Annotated in this window: 21 protein-coding genes and 1 riboswitch; of the genes, 17 read left to right on the plus strand and 4 right to left on the minus strand. The window is 72.6% G+C overall.

Features of this window, described 5'->3' with window-relative positions:
* Positions 1 to 5: 5 nt before the first annotated feature.
* The 3 genes from recJ to PATMI_RS0118195 all read left to right on the plus strand — a co-directional run bounded on the left by recJ (position 6) and on the right by PATMI_RS0118195 (position 5919).
* The gene (gene recJ / locus PATMI_RS34990) at positions 6 to 2429 is read left to right on the plus strand and encodes a single-stranded-DNA-specific exonuclease RecJ (protein WP_051471996.1); all 2424 of its coding nucleotides are present in this window, start codon (positions 6 to 8) and stop codon (positions 2427 to 2429) included.
* Complete coding sequence (locus PATMI_RS0118190) at positions 2387 to 4918, plus strand: RelA/SpoT family protein (protein ID WP_084270382.1); 2532 nt, start codon at positions 2387 to 2389, stop codon at positions 4916 to 4918. Before recJ ends, PATMI_RS0118190 begins: the two co-directional genes overlap by 43 nt.
* A 203-nt stretch (positions 4919 to 5121) precedes the next feature.
* Positions 5122 to 5919, plus strand: coding sequence for a class I SAM-dependent methyltransferase (locus PATMI_RS0118195; RefSeq protein ID WP_026911913.1), 798 nt, complete (start codon positions 5122 to 5124; stop codon positions 5917 to 5919).
* Positions 5920 to 5938: 19 nt separating this feature from the next.
* Here PATMI_RS0118195 and PATMI_RS34995 read toward each other — a convergent pair whose 3' ends face one another.
* The gene (locus PATMI_RS34995) at positions 5939 to 6925 is read right to left on the minus strand and encodes a diacylglycerol/lipid kinase family protein (RefSeq protein WP_169738392.1); all 987 of its coding nucleotides are present in this window, start codon (positions 6923 to 6925) and stop codon (positions 5939 to 5941) included.
* A gap of 62 nt (positions 6926 to 6987) precedes the next feature.
* Here PATMI_RS34995 and PATMI_RS35000 point away from each other — a divergent pair, with 62 nt between their 5' ends.
* Together PATMI_RS35000 and PATMI_RS0118210 are read left to right on the plus strand one after the other, a co-directional pair.
* Positions 6988 to 7686, plus strand: a complete 699-nt coding sequence (locus tag PATMI_RS35000) for a class I SAM-dependent methyltransferase (protein ID WP_051472001.1) — start codon at positions 6988 to 6990, stop codon at positions 7684 to 7686.
* Positions 7687 to 7829: 143 nt separating this feature from the next.
* Positions 7830 to 9272: an alpha/beta hydrolase family protein gene (locus tag PATMI_RS0118210; RefSeq protein WP_157260844.1), complete on the plus strand. Its 1443-nt coding sequence runs from the start codon at positions 7830 to 7832 to the stop codon at positions 9270 to 9272.
* A gap of 8 nt (positions 9273 to 9280) precedes the next feature.
* Here the strand turns inward: PATMI_RS0118210 and PATMI_RS0118215 are convergent, their stop codons facing one another.
* Positions 9281 to 10276, minus strand: a complete 996-nt coding sequence (locus PATMI_RS0118215; protein WP_026911915.1) for a glycosyltransferase family 2 protein — start codon at positions 10274 to 10276, stop codon at positions 9281 to 9283.
* Positions 10273 to 11268: a magnesium transporter CorA family protein gene (locus PATMI_RS0118220; protein ID WP_026911916.1), complete on the minus strand. Its 996-nt coding sequence runs from the start codon at positions 11266 to 11268 to the stop codon at positions 10273 to 10275. The genes PATMI_RS0118215 and PATMI_RS0118220 overlap by 4 nt, the downstream gene beginning before the upstream one ends.
* A 137-nt stretch (positions 11269 to 11405) precedes the next feature.
* On the opposite strand from PATMI_RS0118220, the gene PATMI_RS0118225 reads away from it, so the two are divergent.
* The 3 genes from PATMI_RS0118225 to PATMI_RS0118235 all read left to right on the plus strand — a co-directional run bounded on the left by PATMI_RS0118225 (position 11406) and on the right by PATMI_RS0118235 (position 14056).
* On the plus strand, positions 11406 to 12266 hold the full coding sequence (locus tag PATMI_RS0118225) for a methyltransferase domain-containing protein (RefSeq protein ID WP_026911917.1): 861 nt from the start codon (positions 11406 to 11408) through the stop codon (positions 12264 to 12266).
* 62 nt (positions 12267 to 12328) lie between these two features.
* A riboswitch (SAM riboswitch) is annotated at positions 12329 to 12426 on the plus strand.
* Positions 12427 to 12488: 62 nt separating this feature from the next.
* The gene (gene thrC, locus PATMI_RS31380; protein WP_036726087.1) at positions 12489 to 13775 is read left to right on the plus strand and encodes a threonine synthase; all 1287 of its coding nucleotides are present in this window, start codon (positions 12489 to 12491) and stop codon (positions 13773 to 13775) included.
* The gene (locus tag PATMI_RS0118235; RefSeq protein ID WP_026911918.1) at positions 13775 to 14056 is read left to right on the plus strand and encodes a ubiquitin-like small modifier protein 1; all 282 of its coding nucleotides are present in this window, start codon (positions 13775 to 13777) and stop codon (positions 14054 to 14056) included. Before thrC ends, PATMI_RS0118235 begins: the two co-directional genes overlap by 1 nt.
* A gap of 94 nt (positions 14057 to 14150) precedes the next feature.
* On the opposite strand, the gene PATMI_RS0118240 is transcribed toward PATMI_RS0118235, so the two are convergent.
* Positions 14151 to 15314 carry an acyltransferase family protein gene (locus tag PATMI_RS0118240; protein WP_026911919.1) on the minus strand — a complete coding sequence of 388 codons (1164 nt, stop codon included), beginning with the start codon at positions 15312 to 15314 and terminating at the stop codon, positions 14151 to 14153.
* 172 nt (positions 15315 to 15486) lie between these two features.
* On the opposite strand from PATMI_RS0118240, the gene PATMI_RS38345 reads away from it, so the two are divergent.
* The 9 genes from PATMI_RS38345 (at position 15487) to PATMI_RS0118285 (ending at position 22716) form a co-directional block, all read left to right on the plus strand.
* The gene (locus PATMI_RS38345) at positions 15487 to 15702 is read left to right on the plus strand and encodes an RNA-binding S4 domain-containing protein (RefSeq protein ID WP_026911920.1); all 216 of its coding nucleotides are present in this window, start codon (positions 15487 to 15489) and stop codon (positions 15700 to 15702) included.
* Between the two features lie 36 nt (positions 15703 to 15738).
* Positions 15739 to 16155, plus strand: a complete 417-nt coding sequence (locus PATMI_RS0118250; RefSeq protein ID WP_026911921.1) for a hypothetical protein — start codon at positions 15739 to 15741, stop codon at positions 16153 to 16155.
* A gap of 169 nt (positions 16156 to 16324) precedes the next feature.
* Positions 16325 to 17299 (plus strand): hypothetical protein, encoded by a 975-nt coding sequence (locus PATMI_RS0118255; RefSeq protein WP_026911922.1) that lies wholly within the window; start codon positions 16325 to 16327, stop codon positions 17297 to 17299.
* Between the two features lie 91 nt (positions 17300 to 17390).
* On the plus strand, positions 17391 to 18326 hold the full coding sequence (locus tag PATMI_RS37650) for a GGDEF domain-containing protein (protein WP_051472003.1): 936 nt from the start codon (positions 17391 to 17393) through the stop codon (positions 18324 to 18326).
* A 182-nt stretch (positions 18327 to 18508) separates the two neighbouring features.
* Positions 18509 to 19489: a peptidoglycan DD-metalloendopeptidase family protein gene (locus PATMI_RS0118265; protein WP_026911923.1), complete on the plus strand. Its 981-nt coding sequence runs from the start codon at positions 18509 to 18511 to the stop codon at positions 19487 to 19489.
* A gap of 361 nt (positions 19490 to 19850) precedes the next feature.
* Entirely contained in the window at positions 19851 to 20036 is a 186-nt protein-coding gene (locus PATMI_RS0118270; protein WP_026911924.1) for a hypothetical protein, read from the plus strand.
* Between the two features lie 249 nt (positions 20037 to 20285).
* Positions 20286 to 21260 (plus strand): tyrosine-type recombinase/integrase, encoded by a 975-nt coding sequence (locus PATMI_RS0118275; protein ID WP_026911925.1) that lies wholly within the window; start codon positions 20286 to 20288, stop codon positions 21258 to 21260.
* A 116-nt stretch (positions 21261 to 21376) separates the two neighbouring features.
* A complete protein-coding gene (locus PATMI_RS0118280; RefSeq protein ID WP_051472005.1) occupies positions 21377 to 22303 on the plus strand; it encodes a radical SAM protein in 927 nt (308 codons plus the stop codon).
* Positions 22300 to 22716: a DUF6375 family protein gene (locus PATMI_RS0118285; RefSeq protein ID WP_026911927.1), complete on the plus strand. Its 417-nt coding sequence runs from the start codon at positions 22300 to 22302 to the stop codon at positions 22714 to 22716. The genes PATMI_RS0118280 and PATMI_RS0118285 overlap by 4 nt, the downstream gene beginning before the upstream one ends.
* The last annotated feature ends 2 nt before the right edge of the window (positions 22717 to 22718 follow it).

A 22718-nucleotide genomic window follows, 5' to 3' on the forward strand; every position in this document is an offset into this window, starting at 1 on the left:
GACCGGTGCGCTTCGAGATCCCACCCGCGCCGGCCGGTCAGGTCGCGCGGCTCCAGGAGTCCCTCGGCGTCGGCCGGGTCTGCGCCGAGGTCCTGGTCCGTCGCGGGTTCGACGATCCCGCGGCCGCCGCGCACTTCCTCGCGGCCGACGAGCACCCGCCCCTGGACGCGTTCCAGGGCCTCGCGGAGGCCGCGGACGTCCTGCTGCGCCACGCCCGCTCGGGGTCCCCGATCGTCGTGCACGGCGACTACGACTGCGACGGCGTGTGCGCCACCGCCACCCTGGTCCGGGCCCTGCGCCAGGTCGGCGCGGACGCCCGGTGGTTCCTGCCGCACCGCGTCGAGGACGGCTACGGACTCAACGAGCGGACCGTCCGGCGGCTGGCCGCCGACGGTACCGGGCTGGTGGTCACGGTCGACTGCGGCATCACGTCGGTGGACGAGGCCGCCCTGGCGACGGAGCTCGGGCTCGACCTGGTGATCACCGACCACCACCGGCCGCGCGCCGACGGCCGCCTCCCCGACGTCCCGATCGTCCACCCGGGCGACGGCCGGTACCCGTACCCGCAGCTCTGCGGGGCCGCGGTCGCGTGGCGGCTCGCCGGGGCCCTGCTCGGGGCCGCGGGCCTGGACCCGGCGGACGCGGACGTCGATCTCGACATCGTGGCGCTCGCCACGGTCGCCGACGTCGTCCCGCTGACGGGCGAGAACCGCTGGATCGTCCGCCAGGGCCTCCGGGCGATCTCCGACTCCCGCCGCCCGGGCCTACGGGCGCTGCTCGACGTCTCGCACACCCCGCCGGAGGACATCGACGCCACCGCGGTCGCGTTCCGCCTGGCCCCGCGCGTCAACGCCGCGGGCCGCATCGGCCGCGCGGACGTCGGCGTGGAGCTCTTCCTGTCGGGGGACGAGACGGAGGCCAAGCGGCTCGCCGACCGCCTGGACCGCGCGAACCTCGACCGCCGGGAGGTCGAGCGACGGATCCTCGACGAGGCCGTCGCGCAGGCGACCGCCCAGGGGCCGCAGCCCGTCTACGTGCTGGCCGGCGAGCACTGGCACCCGGGCGTCGTCGGCATCGTCGCGTCCCGGATCGTCGAGCGGTTCGAGCGCCCCGCCGTGCTGCTCGGCACCAACGGCGACGAGCTGACCGGCTCGGCGCGGTCGGTCCCCGGGTTCGACCTGCTGGCCGGGCTCGACGCGTGCGCCGAGCACCTGCTGCGGCACGGCGGCCACCGGGCGGCCGCGGGGCTCGCCCTGCTCCCGGAGCACCTGGGCGCCTTCACCTCCGCGCTGCGCACCTACGCGGTGCGGCATCTCGACGAGGACGCGCTCGAGCCGGTCGAGACCGTCGACGCCGTGGTCGGCGGCACGGAGCTCGGGATGGGCCTCGCCGACGAGCTGCGGGCGCTCGGACCGTTCGGCGAGGGCAACCCCGAACCCGTCCTCCTGGTCCCCGCGGGCCGCGCCGAGGGCGTCCGGCCGCTCGGGGCCGCCGGGGCGCACGTCGCCTTCACGCTGAGCTCGGGGTCGTCCCGCGTCGCGGCGGTCGCGTTCGGACGGGACCGCCTGCCCGGCGCGACCGAGGGCGCCGCGTACGCCGGCGGGCCGCTGGCGGGCACCTACGTCCTGGAGCGCCACGCCTTCCGCGGACACGTCACGCCGAGGCTGCGGGTCCGCGAGCTGATGCAGCCGTCGCCCGACGCGATCGACCGCCTCGACGGCGAGACCGCGGACGCCGCGCTGGCCGTCCTCGAGTCGCCGACCGGGCTGCCGGACGTGCCCGCCGTCAGCGACACCGCGTGGTCGGGGCGGTTCAGCGACCGCTCGGCGTCCGGGGCGGCATCGGCGATCGCCTCCCTGGTGGGGACCGGCGAGTCCGTCACCGTCGTGGTCGCGGACGCCGGCCGGCGCGCCGCCGTGCTCGCGCAGGTCGTCGGCGGCTTCTCGCTGACGGACTGGTGGAGCGTCGCCCGGACGCCCCGGTCCCTGGACGGCACCGCCCACCTGGTCGCGCTCGACCCGCCGAGCGACCCGGCGCACGCCGCCGCGCTCGACCTCCTCCCCGACGTCACGCCCTGGAGGGCATGGGGAGACCCTGAGCTACGATTCACGGTGGATGCGATCGGACGCGAACACGACCTGCGGAGCGGGGCGACGGCGCTCTACCGCCGCGTGCGCCGCGACGGACCCACGCCGGTGGCCGCACTCGCCGACCCGGAGCTCTCCGGCTGGTGGCTCGGCCTGCTCCTCCGTGCGCTCGAGGAGTCGGGCGCCGTGGTCGTCGACCGCGTCGAGCGCGTCGTCGCGCTGGGCGACGGTCCGGTCCGCCCGCTCGACGACGGTCCGACCGCCCGTGCGTGGACCGCTCGCGGCCGGGAGCGTCACGCATGGCTGACCGGGACGCGCCCCGGTCCGGTGCCGGTGCGGTGACCGCGCCCGGCGACGACCCGACGGCCCGGAACGGCTCGGTCACGGAGACCGACGCCTCCGGCACCAGGACGGGCACGCGCGTGCCCGTGACCGACGAGCGCTCGCGCGACCGCGTCGGGCTCTCGGCGGCGGACCTCGCCTCCGGAGCGCCCGGCAACGGCCAGCAGATGCCTCCGGTGCACGCCGAGGACGTCGCCCACGCCGCTCAGGAGGGCGAGGTCCTGACGGCCGAGGAGCTCTCGCTGCGGGCCGACCTGCACGCCGTGATCGCCGAGCACGCCGAGGAGGACCGCGCGGCGATCGACGTCGAGCGCGTCGACGACGCGTTCGAGTTCTCGTGCGTGCACCACCGCGAGCAGCGCCGCAAGTCCGGCGAGCCGTTCATCGCCCACCCCGTCGAGGTCGCGAAGATCTGCGCGGGGATGCACCTGGACACCGAGGCCGTCGTCGCCGCGCTCCTGCACGACACCGTCGAGGACACCGCCGCGGAGCTCGAGGAGATCGAGTCCCGCTACGGCCGCACCGTCCGGCTGCTCGTCGACGGCGTCACGAAGCTCGACGGCATCCAGTTCACCTCGCGCGACGAGGCGCAGGCCGAGAACTACCGCAAGATGGTCGTGGCGATGGCCGCGGACGTCCGCGTCATCCTCATCAAGCTCGCCGATCGCCTCCACAACGCCCGCACGCTGGCGGCGCACAAGCGGCCGAAGCAGCTCGAGATCGCCAAGGAGACCCTCGAGGTCTACGCGCCGATCGCCCACCGCCTCGGCATCCACGCGATCAAGTGGGAGCTCGAGGACCTCGCCTTCGCGACGCTGCACCCGCGGAAGTACCAGGAGATCAAGGGCCTGGTCAACCAGCAGCGCGGCGAGCGCGAGACCTACGTCGCCGGCGCCGGCGCGTACCTGGCGCGCGAGCTCGAGGGCGTCGGGATCGAGGCCGAGATCTCCGGCCGGGCGAAGCACTTCTACTCGATCTACCAGAAGATGACCCGCAAGGGCCGGGAGTTCAACGAGATCTACGACCTCACGGCGATGCGCGTCGTGGTCGACTCGGTGAACGACTGCTACGGCGCGATCGGCGTCATCCACTCGTTGTGGAAGCCGCTGCCCCGGCGGTTCAAGGACTTCGTCGCGATGCCGAAGGCCAACATGTACCAGTCGTTGCACACGACGGTCGTGGGGCCCGAGGGGCAGCCGCTGGAGATCCAGATCCGCACGCAGGACATGCAGCGCACCGCCGAGTTCGGCGTCGCCGCGCACTGGATCTACAAGCAGCGCGCGCCGCAGGACACGAACACCGGCGCGACGACCACGACGTCGGGCGTCCCGTCGGTCGACGAGATCCGCTCCGACGGCGACCGCTTCACGTGGCTGCGGGCGATGCTCGACACCTCGCGGGACAACGACGACCCGCAGGAGTTCATGGACGACCTCAAGGTCGCCCTGTTCGAGGACGAGGTCTACGTCTTCACCCCGAAGGGCGACGTCAAGTCGCTCTCCCGCGGCGCCACCCCGGTCGACTTCGCCTACGAGGTCCACACCGACGTCGGCCACCGCTGCGTGGGCGCGAAGGTCAACGGCAAGATCGTCCCGCTGAGCTACACGCTGCGCTCGGGCGACATCGTCGACGTCCTCACCGCCAACCGCGAGCGCGGCCCGTCCCGCGACTGGCTGACGCTCGCGCAGACCAGCCGCGCGCGGTCGAAGATCAAGGCGTGGTTCAAGGCCGCCGGCCGCGAGGACTCCGAGCACCTCGGGCGCGAGCTCCTGCAGGAGCAGCTGCGCAAGGCCGGCCTGCCGGCCCAGCGCCTCGTCGGCTCGCCGCTGCTCGCCGACGTCATCAAGGAGATGGGCTACCGGAAGGGCGACGACTTCTACATCGCCCTCGGTGGCGGCAAGGTCTCCCCGCACGTCGTCGTCAACAAGGTCCTCAAGCACCTCAAGGAGGGCGAGGCCGCCGACGACGAGCCCGCCGGTCCCGTCGAGGCCCTGCTGCGCCCGGACGTCGTCCGCCGGCAGCCCACGGGCACGGCGAAGAGCTACGGCGTCTCCGTCGACGGCGTCGGCGACGTCATGCTGCGCATGGCCAAGTGCTGCCGCCCGGTCCCGGGCGACCCGATCGTCGGCTACGTCTCGCTCGGCCGCGGCATCACCATCCATCGCGACGACTGCCAGAACGCCCAGCAGCTGCGCAAGGACCCCGACCGCTTCGTCCCGGTCGACTGGGCCGGACAGCACCAGCAGTCGTTCAAGGTCGAGATCCAGGTCGACGGCTATGACCGCCATCGCCTGCTCGAGGACCTCACCCGCGTCTTCGCCGAGGCCGGCGTGAACATCGTCTCCGCCGTCTGCACGACGACGCCGCCGATGGTGCGCAACCGCTTCGTCGTCGAGGTGGGGGACACCAAGGTCCTGCGCACGACGGTCAACCGCCTGCGCAACACCGAGTCGGTCTTCGACGCGTTCCGCATCACGCCGTCGGTGTGAAGCCGACCGCGGTGCTGCCGATTCCTGCCGCGTGACGGCAGGAATCCGCAGCGGCCCGTCCGTGAGGACGAGGTGCCGCGGATCCCTGCCGCCCGACGGCAGGAATCCGCAGCGGTCCCGCCGCGGACGTGGATCGCGGAGCGCCCGTTCGCCCGCCCGACCCGCGCGGACAGGTCCCGCCGCCCCCGGCTACCCTCTTGGCCGTGCCGTCCTCCGACACCGCTGCCACCCCCGACATCGGGACCCAGGACCGGGAGGCCCTCCTCGCCGAGGCCCTCGGGCAGCCGTGGTACCACACGATCGAGGTCGCTCCCGGCCGCTTCACCGACGGCACGGTCGACCACCGGGCGATGACCCCGAAGCTCCTGCCCGCCGACCTGACGGGCAAGCGCTGCCTCGACGTCGGCACGTTCGACGGCTACTTCGCCTTCGCGATGGAGGAGCGGGGTGCGGCCGAGGTCGCCGCCGTCGACCTCGAGACGTTCGACCAGGCGCAGTGGCCGCCCCGCAACCGCCCCCGCCTGCTCGCCGACGGCGGCGACGCCGAGCCCGGCGTCCGCTTCAAGCTCGCCGCGAAGCTCCGCGGCTCGCAGGTCCGCCGGGCGCTGACCCCGATCGACGAGATCTCGCCCGACACCGTCGGCGGGCCGTTCGACCACGTCGTCCTGTCCGACCTCCTGCTCCACGTCCGGGACCCCGTCGGCGCGCTCGAGGCCGTGCGCACCGTGATCGCCCCGGGCGGGCGCCTGCTGGTGGCCGAGGAGATCAACATCCGCCTGTCCCTCGCGTCGCCCCGGCGCGCCGCGGCGAAGCTCCAGACCGGGTGGACCGACTACGGCTGGTGGCAGGCCAACGTCGCCGGCCTGTGGCAGTGGCTGCACCAGGCCGGGTTCCGCATCGAGAAGCGCGCGTTCTACACGCTGGACGCGAAGGGCGCGATGCGCCGCCTGCACGTCGCGTACGAGGTCACCCCGGACCCGACGGCGCCGCAGGCGGGCTGAGCCCGCGAGCCGCCTCCGGTCAGGCGACGACGAGCAGGCCGCCGGCCTGCACCGCGATCTCCGCGCGGTCGGTCTCGCCGACGTAGTCGCCGTCGACCTGGAACGGCAGCGCGCGGTCGTCCGTCGACCGCACCACCGCCTGCGTGAGCGGGTGCACCGCCTCGACGGCGCGGTGCCGGCCGAGGTCCAGCGACGGCACGAGGGCCCGGAGCGTCACACCGGGCATCACCGTCGGCCGGGAGTGGCGCAGGACCGCACCGGAGAGGTTCCCGGTGTGCAGCGACTGCCCGTGCAGGAGCCGCACGGGGCGGCTCGCGAAGTACGTGAACTCGGGGGCGTTCTGGAAGATCGCGGTGACCCCCGGGAGCTCCCGGCCGTCGGGGAGCTCGAGCACCATCTGCGGCGGGTGGCGCACGTACGTGCGATTGAACGTGCCCACGGCGGCCGCGGTGTAGAACCACGGGCCGAACCGCGCCTTGAGCTTCGGCCGCTGGTCGACCCGGTGCACGACGCTGGCGTCGAGCCCGACGCCGGCGGCGAACGTGAACCACCGGTCGCCGATCCGGCCGACGTCGACGGGCCGCGGGTCCCAGCGGTCGGCGAGGGAGAGGACGTGCTCGGTCGCGTCGACGATGTCGCCGGGCATCCCGATCAGCCGGTGGAAGACGTTCGTCGCCCCGCCCGGCAGCGGCACCAGCGGCACCCCGGTGCCGACGAGGCCGTTGGCCGCCTCGTTGACGGTCCCGTCGCCGCCGAGCGTGACGACGGCGTCCGCCCCGTTCTCGGCGGCGATCCGGGCGAGCTCCGTCGCGTGCCGGGGACCCTCGGTGTCCACGGGCTCGACGTCGAACCGGTGCGACAGCGCGTGCACGACGAGACTGCGCAGCCGGGGTGACGTGGTGGTCGCGTTCGGGTTGACGATCACCGCGAGCCGCCTGCGCCGGGACGAGGTGAGCGCAGAGGCGTCGGGGGCGGGCGCGGAGACGTTCACGAACCTGAGCAACACCGCTCCGCGCGCCACGTTACGCGCGACCGCAGGGTGGACACGCCGAAGTAGCATCGGCGACCGTGACCGCCGACGACGATCCCGAGCTCCACCGCATCGTCCGCTTCTGGGACGCCAGGGCGCGCGAGGACGCCGTGCGGTACTCGGTGCCCGGAGGGACGGCCATCGGGGACGACGCCTTCCGCGCGGCCGGCGAAGCCGTCCTCGACGCCCTCGAGCGCGACCTCGGCTGGTCCGCGCAGGGGGCGGGCCGGGTCCTCGACCTCGGCTGCGGCGCCGGGCGCCTGACCGGGGCCCTCGCGGACGTCGCCGACGAGGTCGTCGCCGTCGACGCCTCCTCGCGGATGATCGAGGCCGCGCGCACCCGCCTGGGGGAGCTCCCCGACGTCTCCTGGCAGACGACCGACGTCGGCGACCTCGTGCGGCTGCCGGACGACGTGGCGGACGCCGCGCTGTGCATCGGCGTGCTCCCGCACCTGCCGACGGCCAAGCACGTCGCCGCCGCGATCGCCGAGTTCGGCCGGGTCCTGCAGTCCGGGGGCGCGGTGGCGTTCGACGTCCGCTCCGGCGTCGCCCCGCTGCGGCTGCCGGGGGAGGACGACCTGCCGCCGCACGTGACCGGCCATCCGCTGTGGTCGGGCGTCGTCGTCGACCTCGAGACCGTCGCCGCGGTGGCCCACCAATCGGGGCTGGTCGTCGAGCGGATCGAAGGGTCCGGGACCGCACGGTCGCTCGTCCTGGCGCGCCGCGAGGAACGCTGAGCCGGGCCCGCGCCGGGGCCTGGACGGATGGTCGACGATCGAGGGAACCTCCTGCACGTCCGGCGGACGATCGACTGCGCCGGGACGCCGACGATCGTTGGTAGCCTCGCCGCAACACGCCGTCCCCCGGAGCAGTGCCCCACATGACCTCAGCAGCAGTCCCCCTTCGTTCATCGCGCGCCCGCAGGCTCCGCACGGCGCTGCTCGGGGGTGTCCTCGTCGTCGGTGCCGCCGCGGCGCTCCCGGCCGCCGCGCAGGCCGATCCGGTGACGTGGTCGGAGCTCAAGGCCAGCGCGAAGCCCCAGCCCGTGGAGGTCCACCCGGCCCAGGGCGAGCGGAAGATGATCGTCGCCGCGGTCCCGGGCGCCGGCTGGACGGGCGGCACCAACACGCTGCTCGAGCTCTTCAAGTACCTCGACTGGTGGACGCAGCTCATGCAGTCCAAGGGCATCGAGGTCCAGGTCATCACGCACCGCGCGGGTGGGTACTCCGGGGCGGTCCAGGACGAGCTCGCGGACCTCGGACTGCAGCTCCAGACGATCCGGGAGAAGAACCCGGGGGTGCCGATCTGCATCTACGGGCTCTCGTCCGGCGGCCACCTCGCCGCGATGCTGCAGATCATCCGCTCGGACATCTCCAAGTGCGTCGTCTCCGACGGCGGCCCCCTCGACATGGAGGCCTTCTTCCAGGACTCCGGCGAGCTGCGCGGCATCACGCTGGGGGACTTCTTCCAGGGCCAGATCGCGCAGACCGCGGTCCGGGACTGGTTCAACACGCCCGAGCACCCCGACAACGTCTCGCGCCTGTCGCCGTCCACCCAGACCAACCGCATCGGGAACCTCTTCGCGATCGAGGCCGGCCGCAACCCCGACGGCAGCTCGGCGGACCGCTCGGTGGGCGACCGCCAGGGGCAGTTGATCCACGACAAGATCCCCGACCGCACGACCGTCCGGTACGTCCACGCGACGGAGACGATGCCGACGCTCCCGACCGCGCACAACATCTACTCGAGCTTCCTCGACAGCTCCCCGGGCGGGGCGGAGGAGGTCGAGGCCCGCAAGATCTACGGCGAGGCCGCCGACTGGATGCTCAAGCAGGCCGACAAGGAGCGCGCGGCCGCGACGCCGACGACCCCGGTGGTCGTCACGCCGAACCCGCCGGTCGTCCCGGTCAAGCGGAAGCTCGTCCTCACGGTCCGCGGCTCGTCGGTGCGGCCCGACACGCGCAACCGCGTCCCGGTGCGGATCCGGTGCACCGGTGCCACCACCGTCTGCAGCGGCCGGGTGAAGACCACGTTCTCCGGCGTCAGCTCCGCGTCCGTGGTCTACAAGGTCACCGCCGCCCGCTCGACGTACGCGACGGTCCTCGTGCCGCTCTCCGCCCGCCAGGTCAAGGCGCTGACGCCGAAGGCGAGCGTCGTCGCGAAGGTCGCGATCACCGGCAACTCGCCCGAGGCGGCGGCGGTCGCGAAGAGCGCCAACGTCCGCGTCTTCCGCACCACGTCGATGGCCCGCAAGGACGCGGCGGCGAAGAAGGCGGCCAAGGCGAAGGCCGCGGCCGCGAAGAAGAAGAAGTCCGCGCGGTAGGACCGCGGTCAGAGCACCGGGGTCCGGTGCTGCACGCTGCCCACGGACAGCGACGCGGCACCGACCAGCTCGCCCGCCGCCCGCACGGCGGCGATCCGGACCCCGACCTCGCGGACGGCGAGGCCCTGACGCACCAGCCAGGGTACGGCCGCCGCGAGCGGTGCCCGTCGGCGCGTCACCGCGGCGAGCAGGACGCCCGCCAGCGCGGCGTTCGTCGTCGCCGTCGCGCCGTTCAGCACGACGCCGCCGGTCAGGAGCTCGCGCCGAAGTTCGGGGACCTGCCGCACCAGTCCCGGCATGTGGCGGAGGTCCCGGTACTGGGCGACCCACCCGCGGGCGTCGCGCGGGAACACGGCGTGCTCGACGAGCGCGTCGGGCGCCCACGCGGTGCGCGCCCCCGAGCGGATCGCCCGCCACGCGACGACGGTGTCCTCGCCGAACGGCCGCCGGGGCGCCTCGGTGGCGTCCGCGACCCAGTCGTCGAAGCCCCCGGCACGGTCGAGCACCGTGCGGCGGACCAGCAGGTTCGCGGTCGCCCAGAGCGGCGTGGGGGCGGGGTACTCCAGCGTGCGGTCCCACGTGCCACGGGGCACGGTCGGATCGGCGGCGACGGGGCCGGCGACGAGGTCCGAGCCGTGGGCGCCGTCCGCCGCCGACCAGAGCGCCGCGAGCCAGCCGGGGGTCGGGAAGCAGTCGGCGTCGGTGAAGGCGACGTGCGCCCCGCGTGCGGCGGCGACCCCCGCGTTCCGGGCGCGTCCCGGCCCGCCGGCGCGGTCGTCGAGCCGGACGACCCGCGCTCCGGCCTCCGCGGCGAGCCCGCCGGTGCCGTCGTGTGACGCGTTGTCGACGACGACGAGCTCGAACGGCGGGGCGTCCCGCTGGTCCAGCACCGCGCGGACGGCGCGCCCGATCGTCGCGGCGGCGTCGCGCGCGGGGATCACGACGCTCACCAAGGGCGCCGCGCTCACCGCCGCGGCGGCGTCCCCGGGCACCGCGGCGCTCACAGCAGGTCGTTCCGCCGGAACCACCAGATCATGCTCAGGAGGATCGTGATCATCACGCCCATCAGCACCCAGAACGCGCCGGCGTCGGCCTCGCCCGGGACCTTCACGTTCATGCCGAACACCGATGCGATCAGCGTCAGCGGCAGGACGATCACGGTGATCGCGGTCAGGACCTTCAGGGAGTCGCTCTGGTCGTGCGCGAGCACCGACTCGTTCGAGCCCTCGAGCGCCTCGGCGACCTCCTTGAAGTTCTCGAGCATGTCCCAGACGCGCTCGGAGGCGTCGTTGATGTCGTCGAAGTAGAGCTCCTCGTCCTCGACGAGGTACCGCCGCGCGGCGTTGAGGTCCTTCAGCGCCGTCCGCTGCGGGCGGACGATCTTGCGGAAGTTGATGATCTCCTGCTTCGCGTTCGAGATGTCGCGGACGATCTCCTTCGAGCGGCCCTCGAAGATGTCCTCCTCGAGGTTCTCGAGCTTGTTGCCGATCTTGCGCAGCATCGGGAACGAGGCGTCGACGCACTCGTCGACGATGCGGTAGAGCAGGTAGCCGGCGCCCCGGGAGAAGTGGCGCTCGCGCTCCTCCTCGCGGTCCTCCACGCGGGAGAACAGGTAGTCGATCGTCCGCAGCGGGCGGTTCGGGATCGTGATGACGAAGTCCGGCCCGATGAAGACGTCGAGCTCCAGCGCGTTCAGGCGGCCGATGTTCTTGTCGTAGTCCGGGAAGTGGAGGACGATGAACAGGTAGTCGTCGTACTTGTCGACCTTCGGCCGCTGGTTGCGGGACGAGACGTCCTCGTAGTCCAGCGCGTGGAAGTCGTAGTGCTCCTGGAGCCACGCCATCTCGACGCGGCTGGAGCGCCCGAGGTTGATCCATCGGAGGCCGTGGGCCTCGACGACGTCGATCTGGGGGGTGTCGGGCTCGCCCTGGCCCGACGAGGAACTCTCAGCGGACCGGGTACCGAACCCGAAGCGGGGACGAGGGAACGTCGGCATCGGGACTGAGGGGATCGTCGTCGACGGGGAGCACGGTCCCTGCAGTCTACTCCGCGTCCCCACGACGTCCCTCGCGGGTCGTCCGTCTCCCGGGGCACGAGCGATCGGCCCGGGGCTTCTCTGTACCGTGCACGCCCATGACCTCGCCGACCGCATCCGCGGCCGCGCCGTCCGCCGCCGAGGTGCGCGCGGCCGTCGACGCCGTTCCCCTCTGGTACCACACGATCGATCTCCCGCACGGGATCTCGACCCCCGGGTGGTTCGACCTGCGGCCGATCATCGACTCCATGCCGTGGCCGGACCTGCGCGGCAAGCGGTGCCTGGACGTCGGCACCTGGGACGGGCACCTCGCGTTCGAGATGGAGCGCCGCGGCGCGTCGGAGGTCGTCGCGATCGACCTCAAGGACCAGACGCAGTGGGACATCCCGGTCCGCGGCCGGCCGCTCGCGGCCCCGGTCCTCGAGGGCATGGTCGGCGAGGACAAGGCGGCCGGCTTCACGACCGCGCACCGCCTGCTGGGCTCGAAGGTCGACCGGCGCGCGATCTCCGTCTACGACCTCACCCGCGAGGCCGTCGGCGAGTTCGACTTCGCGATCTGCGGCAGCCTGATGCTGCACCTCCAGAACCCGGTGAAGGCGATGGAGGCGATCCGGAAGGTCACGACCGGGCACTTCCTCTCCGCCGAGATGCTGCGCGTCCGCGCGACGCTCCAGCACCCGCGCCGGGCGGTCGCGCTGCTCGAGGCCGACGAGGGCCTCGTCCAGTGGTGGCACCCGAACCTCGCCGCGCACCGCCGCATGGTCTGGGCGGCGGGCTTCGTCACCGAGAAGCAGAGCCGCCCGTACGTCATCCGCCTCGGCGAGGGGCACCCGACGAGCTACACGCTGAAGGAGCGCGCGTTCGCCCTGGGTCGCCGCGCGATCTTCGGCCACCACGGCCTGCCGCACATCTCGCTGCTCACGCGCGTCGACCACTCGGTCGACGCGGTCGCGCGCTGAGCGAACTCCCCGGTACGTCCGGGAACCCGGGGCGCTTGATACGCTCCGCAACGAGCACGATCAGCACATCCAGAGGGGGGGAGGGACTGGCCCTTTGAACCCCCGGCAACCACCGCGAAATCGCCGACGCGGAGAGGTGCCAATTCCAGAGAGATGTGTGGCTGGACCAGTACGGACCTCCGCCACACCCCTTCGGCGGAGGACCGACGAGGAGTTCAGCCCATGTCTGCCAGTTCCCTGACCTGTCGCGAGTGTGGCAGCGAGTACCCGCTCGAGGCCCACTTCGTCTGCTCGAAGTGCTTCGGGCCGCTCGAGGTGAAGTACGAGGAGCACCCGTCCGCGGGCGATCCCGACGCGATCCGCCGCCGCATCCAGGCCGGGCCGCCGAACATCTGGCGCTACGCCGACTTCCTGCCGCTCGACCGCGTCCCCACGCTCGCGGCCAGCGGCCCCGGCCAGACCCCCGGCCTCGAGGGGCTCCCCGCCGGCTCGACGCCGCTCGTCCGCGCCGACAACCTCGCCAAGGAGCTCGGGCTCCGCGAGGTCTGGGTCAAGAACGACGCCGCGAACCCGACGCACTCCTTCAAGGACCGCGTCGTCGCCGTCGCCGCCGCCCGCGCCAAGGAGCTCGGCTTCACGACGCTGGCGTGCGCCTCGACCGGCAACCTCGCCAACGCCGTCGCCGCCGCCGGCGCCGCGCTGGGGATGCCCGTCTACGTCTTCATCCCGGCCGACCTCGAGGAGCAGAAGATCCTCGCGACCGGCATCTACGGCGCCACGGTCGTCACCGTCCGGGGCAACTACGACGACGTCAACCGGCTCTGCACCGAGATCGCCGGCGAGCGCCCCGACTGGGCGTTCGTGAACGTGAACATGCGCCCGTACTACGCCGAGGGCTCGAAGACCCTGGCGTACGAGATCGCCGAGCAGCTCGGCTGGCAGACGCCGGACCGCATCGTCGCGCCGATCGCCTCCGGGTCGCTCTTCACGAAGATCGGCAAGGGCTTCCAGGAGTGGAAGGACCTCGGGCTGCTCGACGCCGACCAGGCGCTGCCGATCATGAGCGGCGCGCAGGCCGCCGGCTGCAACCCGGTCGCCCACGCCTTCGAGCAGGGTCACGACGTCTGCCGCCCGGTCAAGCCGGACACGATCGCCAAGTCGCTGGCCATCGGCAACCCCGCCGACGGCCCCTACGCGATCGAGCTCGCCCGGCAGACGGCCGGCACGATCGACCAGGTCACCGACGACGAGATCCGCGCGGGCATCGCGCTCCTCGCGCGGACGACCGGCATCTTCACCGAGACGGCCGGTGGCGTCACGACCGCCACCCTCAAGAAGCTCGCCGACAGCGGACGGATCGGCGCCGACGAGCGCGTCGTGATCGTCATCACCGGCGAGGGCCTCAAGACGTTGGATGCGGTCCGGGGCACGTTCGAGTGCCGCGAGATCGACCCCAACTTCGACCAGTTCGAAGCGACCGCGGAACACCGCACGGAGGTGTCGGTCTGATGGCCGAAGTCACGTTCAAGATCCCGACCCAGCTGCGCGCCGCCACCGGCGGCGAGGGCACGGTCAAGGCCGAGGGGACCACCGTCGGCACGGCGCTGGAGCACCTCTTCGGCAACCACCCGGAGCTCCGCTCGAGCCTGACGGACTCCGAGGGCGACCTGCGGCGGTTCGTGAACGTCTACCTCGACGGCGAGGACATCCGCTTCGGCGACGGCCTCGGCACCGCGGTCGCCGACCGGCAGGAGCTGCAGATCCTCCCCGCCGTCGCCGGCGGCCGGTAGGACCCGCCCCGGGCCGGCATCGGCCCGGCGCAGGACGGACGAGGGCCCCGCTCCGGCGGGGCCCTCGTCGTTCCCGGGTCCGTGTGCGGGACGGTCAGTCGCCGGATGCCCGTGCGATCGCGGGGCGCGGCACGCGGCGGGAGGGCATCCGCCGGTGCGCCCAGTCGATCACCGGCGACTCGACGAATCGCCAGGAGACGACGGCGAGCGCGATGCTGATCCCGATCACGACCACGACCGCCAGCAGCGGGTCCTTCGGGAACGCGTCCAGCGACCGCAGGACCTGGATCACGGGGTAGTGCACGAGGTAGAGGCCGTACGACGGGGCACCCAGCCGGAACAGCGGACCGCGCTCCATCACCACGGCGCCGGTCGGACGGCCGGTCGCGATCGCCCCGATGATCAGGGCGAACCCGATCGTGATCGGGGTGTCGATCAGCAGCTCGCGCGCCGACGCGGGGCCGAGCTCGTAGATGCGCGCCGCCACCTCGCCGACGATGAGGACCAGGCCGACCGCCGCCATCGCGGTCGCCCGTCCCGTCGGGATGCGCCGGTCGTGCGCGAGGACGGCGACGAGCATGCCCGCCGCGAACGACCCCATGCGGACCGGCAGCGTGTCGGTGACCGTCGGGTCCCAGCCGTGCAGGGTGCCCTGGCCGATCAGGTACGACCCCACGACCATCAGGACGAGGCACGCCGCGCCGAGCACCCGACGGCGGGCGACCGCGCTCCGCAGGCGTCCCGCGGTCGTCGCCGCGAGGAGTCCGAGGAGCGGGACGACCACGTAGAACGACACCTCGATCGTCACGCTCCAGGTCGGCGCGTCGATCGCCCCGTGCGTGCCCGGGCTGTAGTTCTGCAGGAACAGCAGGAACGCGGGCAGGTCGGTGACCGGCCGCGCCGCGGGGTGCGCGAGGACGCTCAGCGCCAGGAGCGCGAGGAGGATCACGAGCCAGTACGCGGGGATGATCCGTGCGCCGCGCCGCAACGCGTACGGCCAGAGCCGCGGCTGGGCACGACCGTCGAGCGCCGCCGCCGCGAAGGGCCGGAAGATGAGGTAGCCGGAGAGCACGAAGAACAGGGGCATGCCGATCCGGCCCTCGCCGATGAGGCCGTTGAGCAGCCTCCCGTCCGGGGCGGCACCGTCCCCGCGCACGAAGCGCCAGACGTGGGCGACCGCGACGCCGAGTGCAGCGACGCCGCGGAGCCCGTCGAGGGCACTGAGGTGGGGGACGGAGGACTGCGCCGGGGCTGACACGCCCGGCGTGACGTGCGCAGTGCGATCCGTGATGCGACGAAGTCGTAACAGAGGCGGAGCAGCGTACGTCGCACCCCTCGGGCGGTTCTTCGGTGCTCCTTCGGTTCGCGGCGGCGCCCGGGGCGGGGGGACGCGACGGCCTCCGGAGCCCCACTCCTGCGACCATCGTGCGGTGCGAGACGTCGAGATCCGCGGGGACATGGTCCGACTCGGGCAGCTGCTGAAGCTGTCCGGGGCCGTCGACTCGGGGGGCGAGGCGAAGGCGGCGCTCCAGGAGGGCCTCGTGACCGTCAACGGCGAGCCCGAGGAGCGGCGCGGCAGGCAGCTGCGGGACGGCGACGTCGTCGCGTTCCAGGACGAGGTCCTGCGCATCGTCGCTGCAAATTGAGGGATTCCGTCCGGGCGGCGGTCTACGTTCAGCGCCATGCTCACGCCTGCGGCCGCGGACCCGAACTGGGCCGCCGGTGACCTCCTGGAGCACGCCCGCCGTCTAGCGGCGATCGCCTCGGTCCCCGCCGCGTCGCGCAGGCCGGAGGACGACGTCGTCCTCGGTGTCAGAGAGCTCCACGCCCGGTGCGTCCGGCTCGAGGTCGACCCCGTCGTCGCCGACGTCCCCACGCGCCAGCGCGCCCGGCTGGCCGAGGCGCTCGACCGCCTGGCCTGCGCGTCGGACGACCTGGCGTCGATCGTGTTCCTCCGCTGCTCCGACGCGTCCGACCCGTCGGCGGACGACGTCGTCCCGGATCTGCCGGCGCTGCTCGCACGCGTCACCGAGCGTCACGACCAGGTGGTCCGGCTGCTCGGCCGAGCCGGGATCCGGCGGACGTTCCCGACCGCCTGACCGACGCCGGGAGCCCGGCCGGACCAGGACGTTCTCATGCGACTCTCACGGCGCGGCGCGTTTTCGGCGCGGATCCTGGGCTAGGGTCGATGGACCGCCCGGCGAGCACCTCGCCGGTCCCCCGACAGGTCGCCGCCAGCGGTCGGCCACCAAGTGCAGGAGCGTCTCCATGATCCGCATCTCCAGGGCCGTCGTCACCGGCCTCGTGGTCGTCGCCGCGGCCCCCGCCGCCGCCCAGGCCGCACCCGCGAAGGCCCCGGCCGTCACGAAGCCGTCGGTCGCCACCGGCCTCGCCGGCAGCATCACGCCGCAGAGCGCCACGGTCACCGGCCGGGTCGATCCCGGCGGCGCACCGACGAACTACCGCTTCGAGTACGGCACGTCGAAGAAGTACGGGGCCCGCACCGCCCGTGCGAGTGCCGGGTTCGGGATCTCCCCGGTCGCGGCCACCGCCGGCGTCTCCGGCCTCAAGTCCGCGACGGTCTACCACTACCGGATCATCGCGTCGAACAAGAAGGGCCTCGTCAAGGGCGCCGACCGCACGTTCAAGACCCCGAAGCAGCCGCTCGGGTTCGCGGTCGCGGCGAACCCGAGCATGGTGCCGTTCGGCGGGGCGACGACGATCGCCGGCACGCTGGGCGGGACGGGCAGCACCGACCGCGAGGTCCAGCTCCAGGCGAACCCGTGGCCGTACACCGCGGGCTTCCAGCGGATCGGCAACGTCCAGCTGACGTCGAAGGAGGGCACGTTCGCGTTCCCGCTCCTCGGCCTCGGGCTGAACACGCAGTACCGCGTCGCCACGACCGACAAGACCCCCGTCGTCTCCGACGTCGTGGGCACCCAGGTCGGCGTGTCCGTGACGACGAACGTCAAGCGGCTCGTCAAGAAGGGCAACGCGCTGCGGTTCTCCGGCCGCGTCCGCCCGGCCCGCGTCGGTGACGCGATCGGTGTCCAGCGACTCACGGGCAGCAAGTGGGTCACGCTGAAGGGTTCGCGGACGAAGGCCGGCACCGACCAGTACGCGTCGTACGCCACGCGCGTCCGGATCCGCAAGAGCGGCACCTACCGCGTGTTCGTGCAGGTCGCCGACGGCAGCCTCCAGTCGCTGCCGGGCTCGTCGATCCGGATCGACCTGAGTCGCTGACCCGGCGGGGCGCGGGCCCCGACGCCCGCGCCCCGCCAACCCGTCGAGCGGCGTTGCCGCCGTCCGTCGCGACCGGCAGACTCGGACGGACGTGCCCGAGGGACGAGACACCGACGCGACCCGCCCGACGCCGCTCCCGGGCGTCCCGGACGTCTACCGGCTGCTGGTCGCGTCGCTGACCGACTACGCGGTCATCGTCCTCGACGTCGACGGCATCGTCCGCAGCTGGAACCCCGGCGCCCAGCAGATCAAGGGCTACCGCGCGGACGAGATCATCGGCCGCAGCTTCGAGGCGTTCTACACCCCGGAGTCCCTGGCGGTCGGCCATCCCGCGCGCGAGCTCGAGCGTGCCGCCGCGACGGGGCGCTACGACGAGGAGGGGTGGCGCGTCCGCAAGGACGGCGGGCGGTTCTGGGCGCACATCGTGCTCACCGCCCTGTTCGACGCCGACGGCGACCTCGTCGGCTTCGGCAAGGTCACCCGCGACCTCACCGAGCGCAAGCACGCCGAGGAGCAGCTCGCCAACACGCTCGCCCTGCTGCGCGACACCGCGCTGACGGACGCCCTCACGGGCCTGGCGAACCGCCGGGCCTGGGACGACGGCCTGGCGCGCGAGATCGCCCGCGCCCGGCGCGCGGCGACACCGCTGTGCGTGGGGGCGATGGACCTCGACAACTTCAAGGCGATGAACGACACGCAGGGCCACGGCGCCGGTGACCGCTTCCTGCGCCGGACGAGCGCGGCTTGGCGCACTGCGCTCCGGGGCGGGGACCTCCTCGCGCGGATGGGTGGCGAGGAGTTCGCGGTCGCGCTCCCCGAGTGCGAGCTCGACGCCGCCGCCGCGGTCGGGGACCGCTTCAGGGTCCTGACCCCCGACGGCCAGTCGTGCTCGGTCGGGGTCGCCCAGTGGGACGGCCACGAGTCCGCCGACGACCTCCTCCAGCGTGCCGACCGGGCGCTCTACCGGGCGAAGAACGGCGGGCGGGACCGCACCGAGCGGGACGTCGCCGGCCCGGTCGGCGGCTGACGGCCCGGCGGCGCGCGAGTCGACGATCCCGGTCCGCGGCCGCCGGCGACACCGGCGACCGGAGCTCTCACGATCGTCTCACGGTGCCGATCGGATCCGCTGCCAGAATCGGTCCCACGAGCCCGGTCCGCGGGTTCGCCCGGACCTCACGGCCGGATCCCCCGCAGCACCCGGAGTCGGTCATGCAGAAGAAGCTCGCGGTCCTCGGCGTCGCCGGGTCCCTCCTCGGCGCCTCGGCGCTCGCGGTCCCATCGGCCCAGGCCGCGACCCGCGACGGCGTCTGCGATCCGGGCGAGTTCTGTTACTTCTTCAACAGCGGCCAGCAGGGGTCGGTCTCCGATTTCGCCGGCTCGCTCGACGTGTACGGCACGACGCAGCCCGGCTGCTACGAGTACCGCGGACCGGGCGCCGGCAAGGGGCAGTGCGTCAAGAACCAGGCGGCGTCCGTGTGGAACCGCAGCGCCGGGCCGGTGACCGTGTACTTCAACAGCGGCTACCAGGGCGCGAGCCAGACGTTCGCGGCCGGTGCGAAGGGCAACCTGAAGCCCGGCCTGAAGAACGAGAACGCGAGCCACCGCTTCCGTGCCGCCACGACGCCCGCCCCGGCGCCGACGCCCACACCGGCCCCGGTGCCTCCGACTCCGACGCCGGTGACCTCGACGCCCACTCCCACGCCGACGCCCGTCCCGCCGAAGAAGCGCACGCTGTCCTTCGGGCTCTACCTGAAGTCGGGCGGGAAGATCAGCTGCCCGTTCAACGGCTACTCGACCACCCCGGGCAAGCACGAGGGCATCGACATCGCGCGCGGACTCGGGTCGCCCGTCCATGCGCTCATCGAGGGCAAGGTCACCCGGATCTCGGCCGGCTTCGAGGGACGGAAGGGCCTGTCGACGATCGCGATCTACAACGCGACGTACAAGAAGACGATCGTCTACCTGCACTCGGCGCCCTCGAAGCGCCTGAAGGTCGACCAGACCGTCAAGCGCGGACAGCAGATCGCCACCGAGTCCTGGCGGGGCGTCTCGCGCAAGGAGAGCCGTCACACCCACGTCGAGATGCGCCCCGGGTACGCGACCTCCGCCGCCCCCAGCGTCGGCGACCCCAAGCTGACGAATCCGGACCCCACCGCGTTCTGGAAGGCGCGCGGCTACGAGATCAAGTAGCGCACCGTCGGACCCGGAGAACGAGAGAAGCCCCGCCGGAGCGGGGCCTCTTCGTCTCACGCGCCCGGCAGGATTCGAACTTGCGACTTTCTGCTCCGGAGGCCCCGCGGAAGGGTCTAGAACGCGGTTCCTAGCGCGATTCAGTCTGCCGGATCGTCAGTTTCCTAGGCTGATTCGGCGAGTTTGGTACCCGCAGTGGTACCCGCTGAGAAAGTGGTACCCGCGCCGAAATCGTTGGTACCCTGGCCCTACGGTCGCTCCGCGGAGCGCCTCCGCAGAGCCCCATTCGGCGGGGTCGTCGGCGGGAGCGCTTCGAGGCCCGGACCTGGACCTCGAGCGACGCAGACGGACAGGGATCGGCGTGGCGAGAACGAGCGAGACGGCACCCGTCGTCACGGTGCGGGCGGGCAAGGACGGCACCCCGTACTACGAGGCGAAGTGGCGGCACGACGGCCGCCAGGTCAAGCGTCGCCTCGGCCGCGCGTGGCTCGACCCCGACGGCCAGGGCGGCTGGCGCAAGCGCCGCGGCCGGACGCCCGAGGGCTGAATCGACGAGCGGACCGCGCACGTCGCGGCAGCCGAGGCGACACGGACGGTCGCCGACGAGGCCGCGAGGGCCGCGGCGGCGGAGGAGCACGCGAAACTCATCACGGTCCGCCGGCTCGCGTTCGAGTGGCTCGACTGGCTCGAGCACGTCCGCGGTGCGGCACCGTCGACGCTCCGCGACTACCGGCACCTCCTCCGCGAGCCCGGCGAGGCCCACAAGCGCGGGACCGGCACGACTCCCGGCCGGATCATGGCGGCGTTCGGCGACACCGTCGCCGAGGACCTGACCCCGAAGGCGGCCAGTGCCTGGCTTCGGCAGCTCGACGACGAGGGGCTGTCTCCGCGGAACGTCAATAAGCACCGCCAGACGATGCGGGCGATCTTCGCCTACGGCCAGCGCCCCGACACGCACGCCGTGCCGGTGAACCCGTTCGCGGCGACCGACAAGCGCCGCGAGGCCCCGCGAGCGACGCTGGACTTCTACGAGGCGGCCGAGGTCGAAGCGCTGGCGCGAGCGTGCGAAGCAGGGGCGCACCGAACGGTGCGGGGGAGGGCCAACCCCGACCACCGCGGTCCGGAGACGCCGGCCCCGCTGTCGCGCGCCCAGAAGGAGGCGCAGGCGGCCGAGCGAGACGCGCGAGCAGCAGAGGACCGCCAGGACGCCGATCTCTTCCGCGTCCTCTTCTACTCGGGGCTGCGGCTCGGCGAGGTCCTGGCGCTCCGCTGGGACGACGTCGCGTTCCTGGTCGACATGTCGGGCGCCTCGCTCCACGTCCGCCGCGCCGTCTCGGCCGGTGTCGAGAAGGAACCGAAGGGTCGCAAGGCCCGCCGGGTCCCACTCCCGCGAGCCGCCGCCGAGGCCCTGGCGCGCGTCGGCGCCCGAGGCGACTTCACGACCCCGGACGACTACGTCTTCTGCAACCGCTTCGGCCGCCGCCTGGACGGCGAGGCCCTCCGCTCGCGCTACAACCGCGCCGTCCAGGCAGCCGGGCTGCGCCACGTCAAGCTCCACGGCCTCCGCCACGCCGCCGGCTCGGTCCTCGCCCGCTCGATGCCCCTGGTCACCGTCCGCGACGTCCTCGGCCACTCCGACATCCAGACGACGAACCGCTACCTGCACTCGAAGATCGACGCGGCGGCGGTCGAGGCGGTGAATGCGGCGTTCGGGACGCCGATCGTCGAGGAGCGGGAATCCGGGACGACGAACGGGCCAGCGGGGGCATGACGGGAGCCGGGTCGCTAGTCGCGACACGCGACACCGTGGCCCCTCGGACGTTTGGTGCGCAAGATGGCAAGACTGTTCACTCCGGTTGCTCGTCTAGGCTCACGTCGCTGCTGACCATGGCCTCACCTGTCGCATTCCGCAGACTCAAGATCCGCCGCGACCGCGTCGGCGTACATGCGTTCGATCGTGCGACCGGGCTTAACCTTCTCGTTGACGAGGTCGCGGTTCCCGAGCGGGAGTGGGCCGCAGCCCCAAGGCATCTCGCTGTTGCGTTGACTAACGCCTGCGACTTGCACTGCCCCTTCTGCTATGCGAACAAGCACCGCGCCGCCCTCGACCCTGCCCGTGTGCTCGGCTGGCTACGGGAGGCCGATGCTGCTGGGTGCCTCGGTGTGGGTTTCGGGGGTGGGGAGCCCACGACGGTGCGGGGGTTCGCGGAGCTCTGTCGGGCCGTTGCGAACGAGACGGCGCTCGCCGTGTCGTTCACGACCCACGGCCACCGGCTCTCCGAGGATTTGCTCAGTCAGCTAGCCGGGAGCGTCCACATGGTGAGGGTGTCCATCGACGGGGTCGGAAAGACGTACGAGCGATTGCGCGGGCGGCCCTTTGATGCGCTCGTTGACCGCCTGAACATGCTGCGCCACGTCGCACCGTTCGGAGTGAACGTCGTGGTGAACGATCACACCATTGGCGAGCTCGATGCGGTCGCCGAGCTCGGCGCGCGCGTCGGCGCCGCAGAACTGCTGCTGTTGCCCGAGCTCCGCTTCGGCGCAGGAACGGGCGCGACGGCGCGGACCCTCGCGGCGTTGCGCGCCTGGGTCGATGCCTACAACGGCGAGGTGAGGCTCGCGATTTCGCAGGAGGGCGCCGACGGACTCCCGGTTGCTGAGCCCTTTCGCAGTCAGCCGCTGATTGAGCGGTACGCGCACATCGACGCCGACGGTGTTCTGCGCAGGTCGTCTTTTGCGGCCGGCGGCGTCGCTATCGGCGAGCGCACCTTCTTGGCGACCTACCAACTACTGGCAGGAGAGGAAGCCGAATGAAGGTCTGGATTGGGTACGGCTCCGAGCACTCCAGCAACCTGAAGTTGATTGGGCGCTTCCAGACTGAGGAAGCCGCGAAGGCTGCTGAGCAGCTGTTCGAGCGTCTCCGTGACCGCGTCTACGCGGACCTAGACGCCGAGACCTACGACGGCGACCAAGACTCGCCGCCGGACCTCTCCGACGAGATCGCGGAGCTCCTGCGCGAGTTGAAGCTCTACTCGGTGGGGCCCGCCGATGTGGAGAACTTCGCCTACGACCACTCGGTCCGACGCGAAGGCGCGGACTTTGTCTTGACGACCGACGAGAACAACATCGGAGGCTTCGTAAAGATCCTCGTCGACGTGGACGCGAAGATCGAGATCTTCTCATTGCACTCGCATACCGACAACGGGGAACGCAAGGACGAGAGCTAGCT

The organism is Patulibacter minatonensis DSM 18081 (assembly GCF_000519325.1).
Lineage (GTDB): Bacteria > Actinomycetota > Thermoleophilia > Solirubrobacterales > Solirubrobacteraceae > Patulibacter > Patulibacter minatonensis.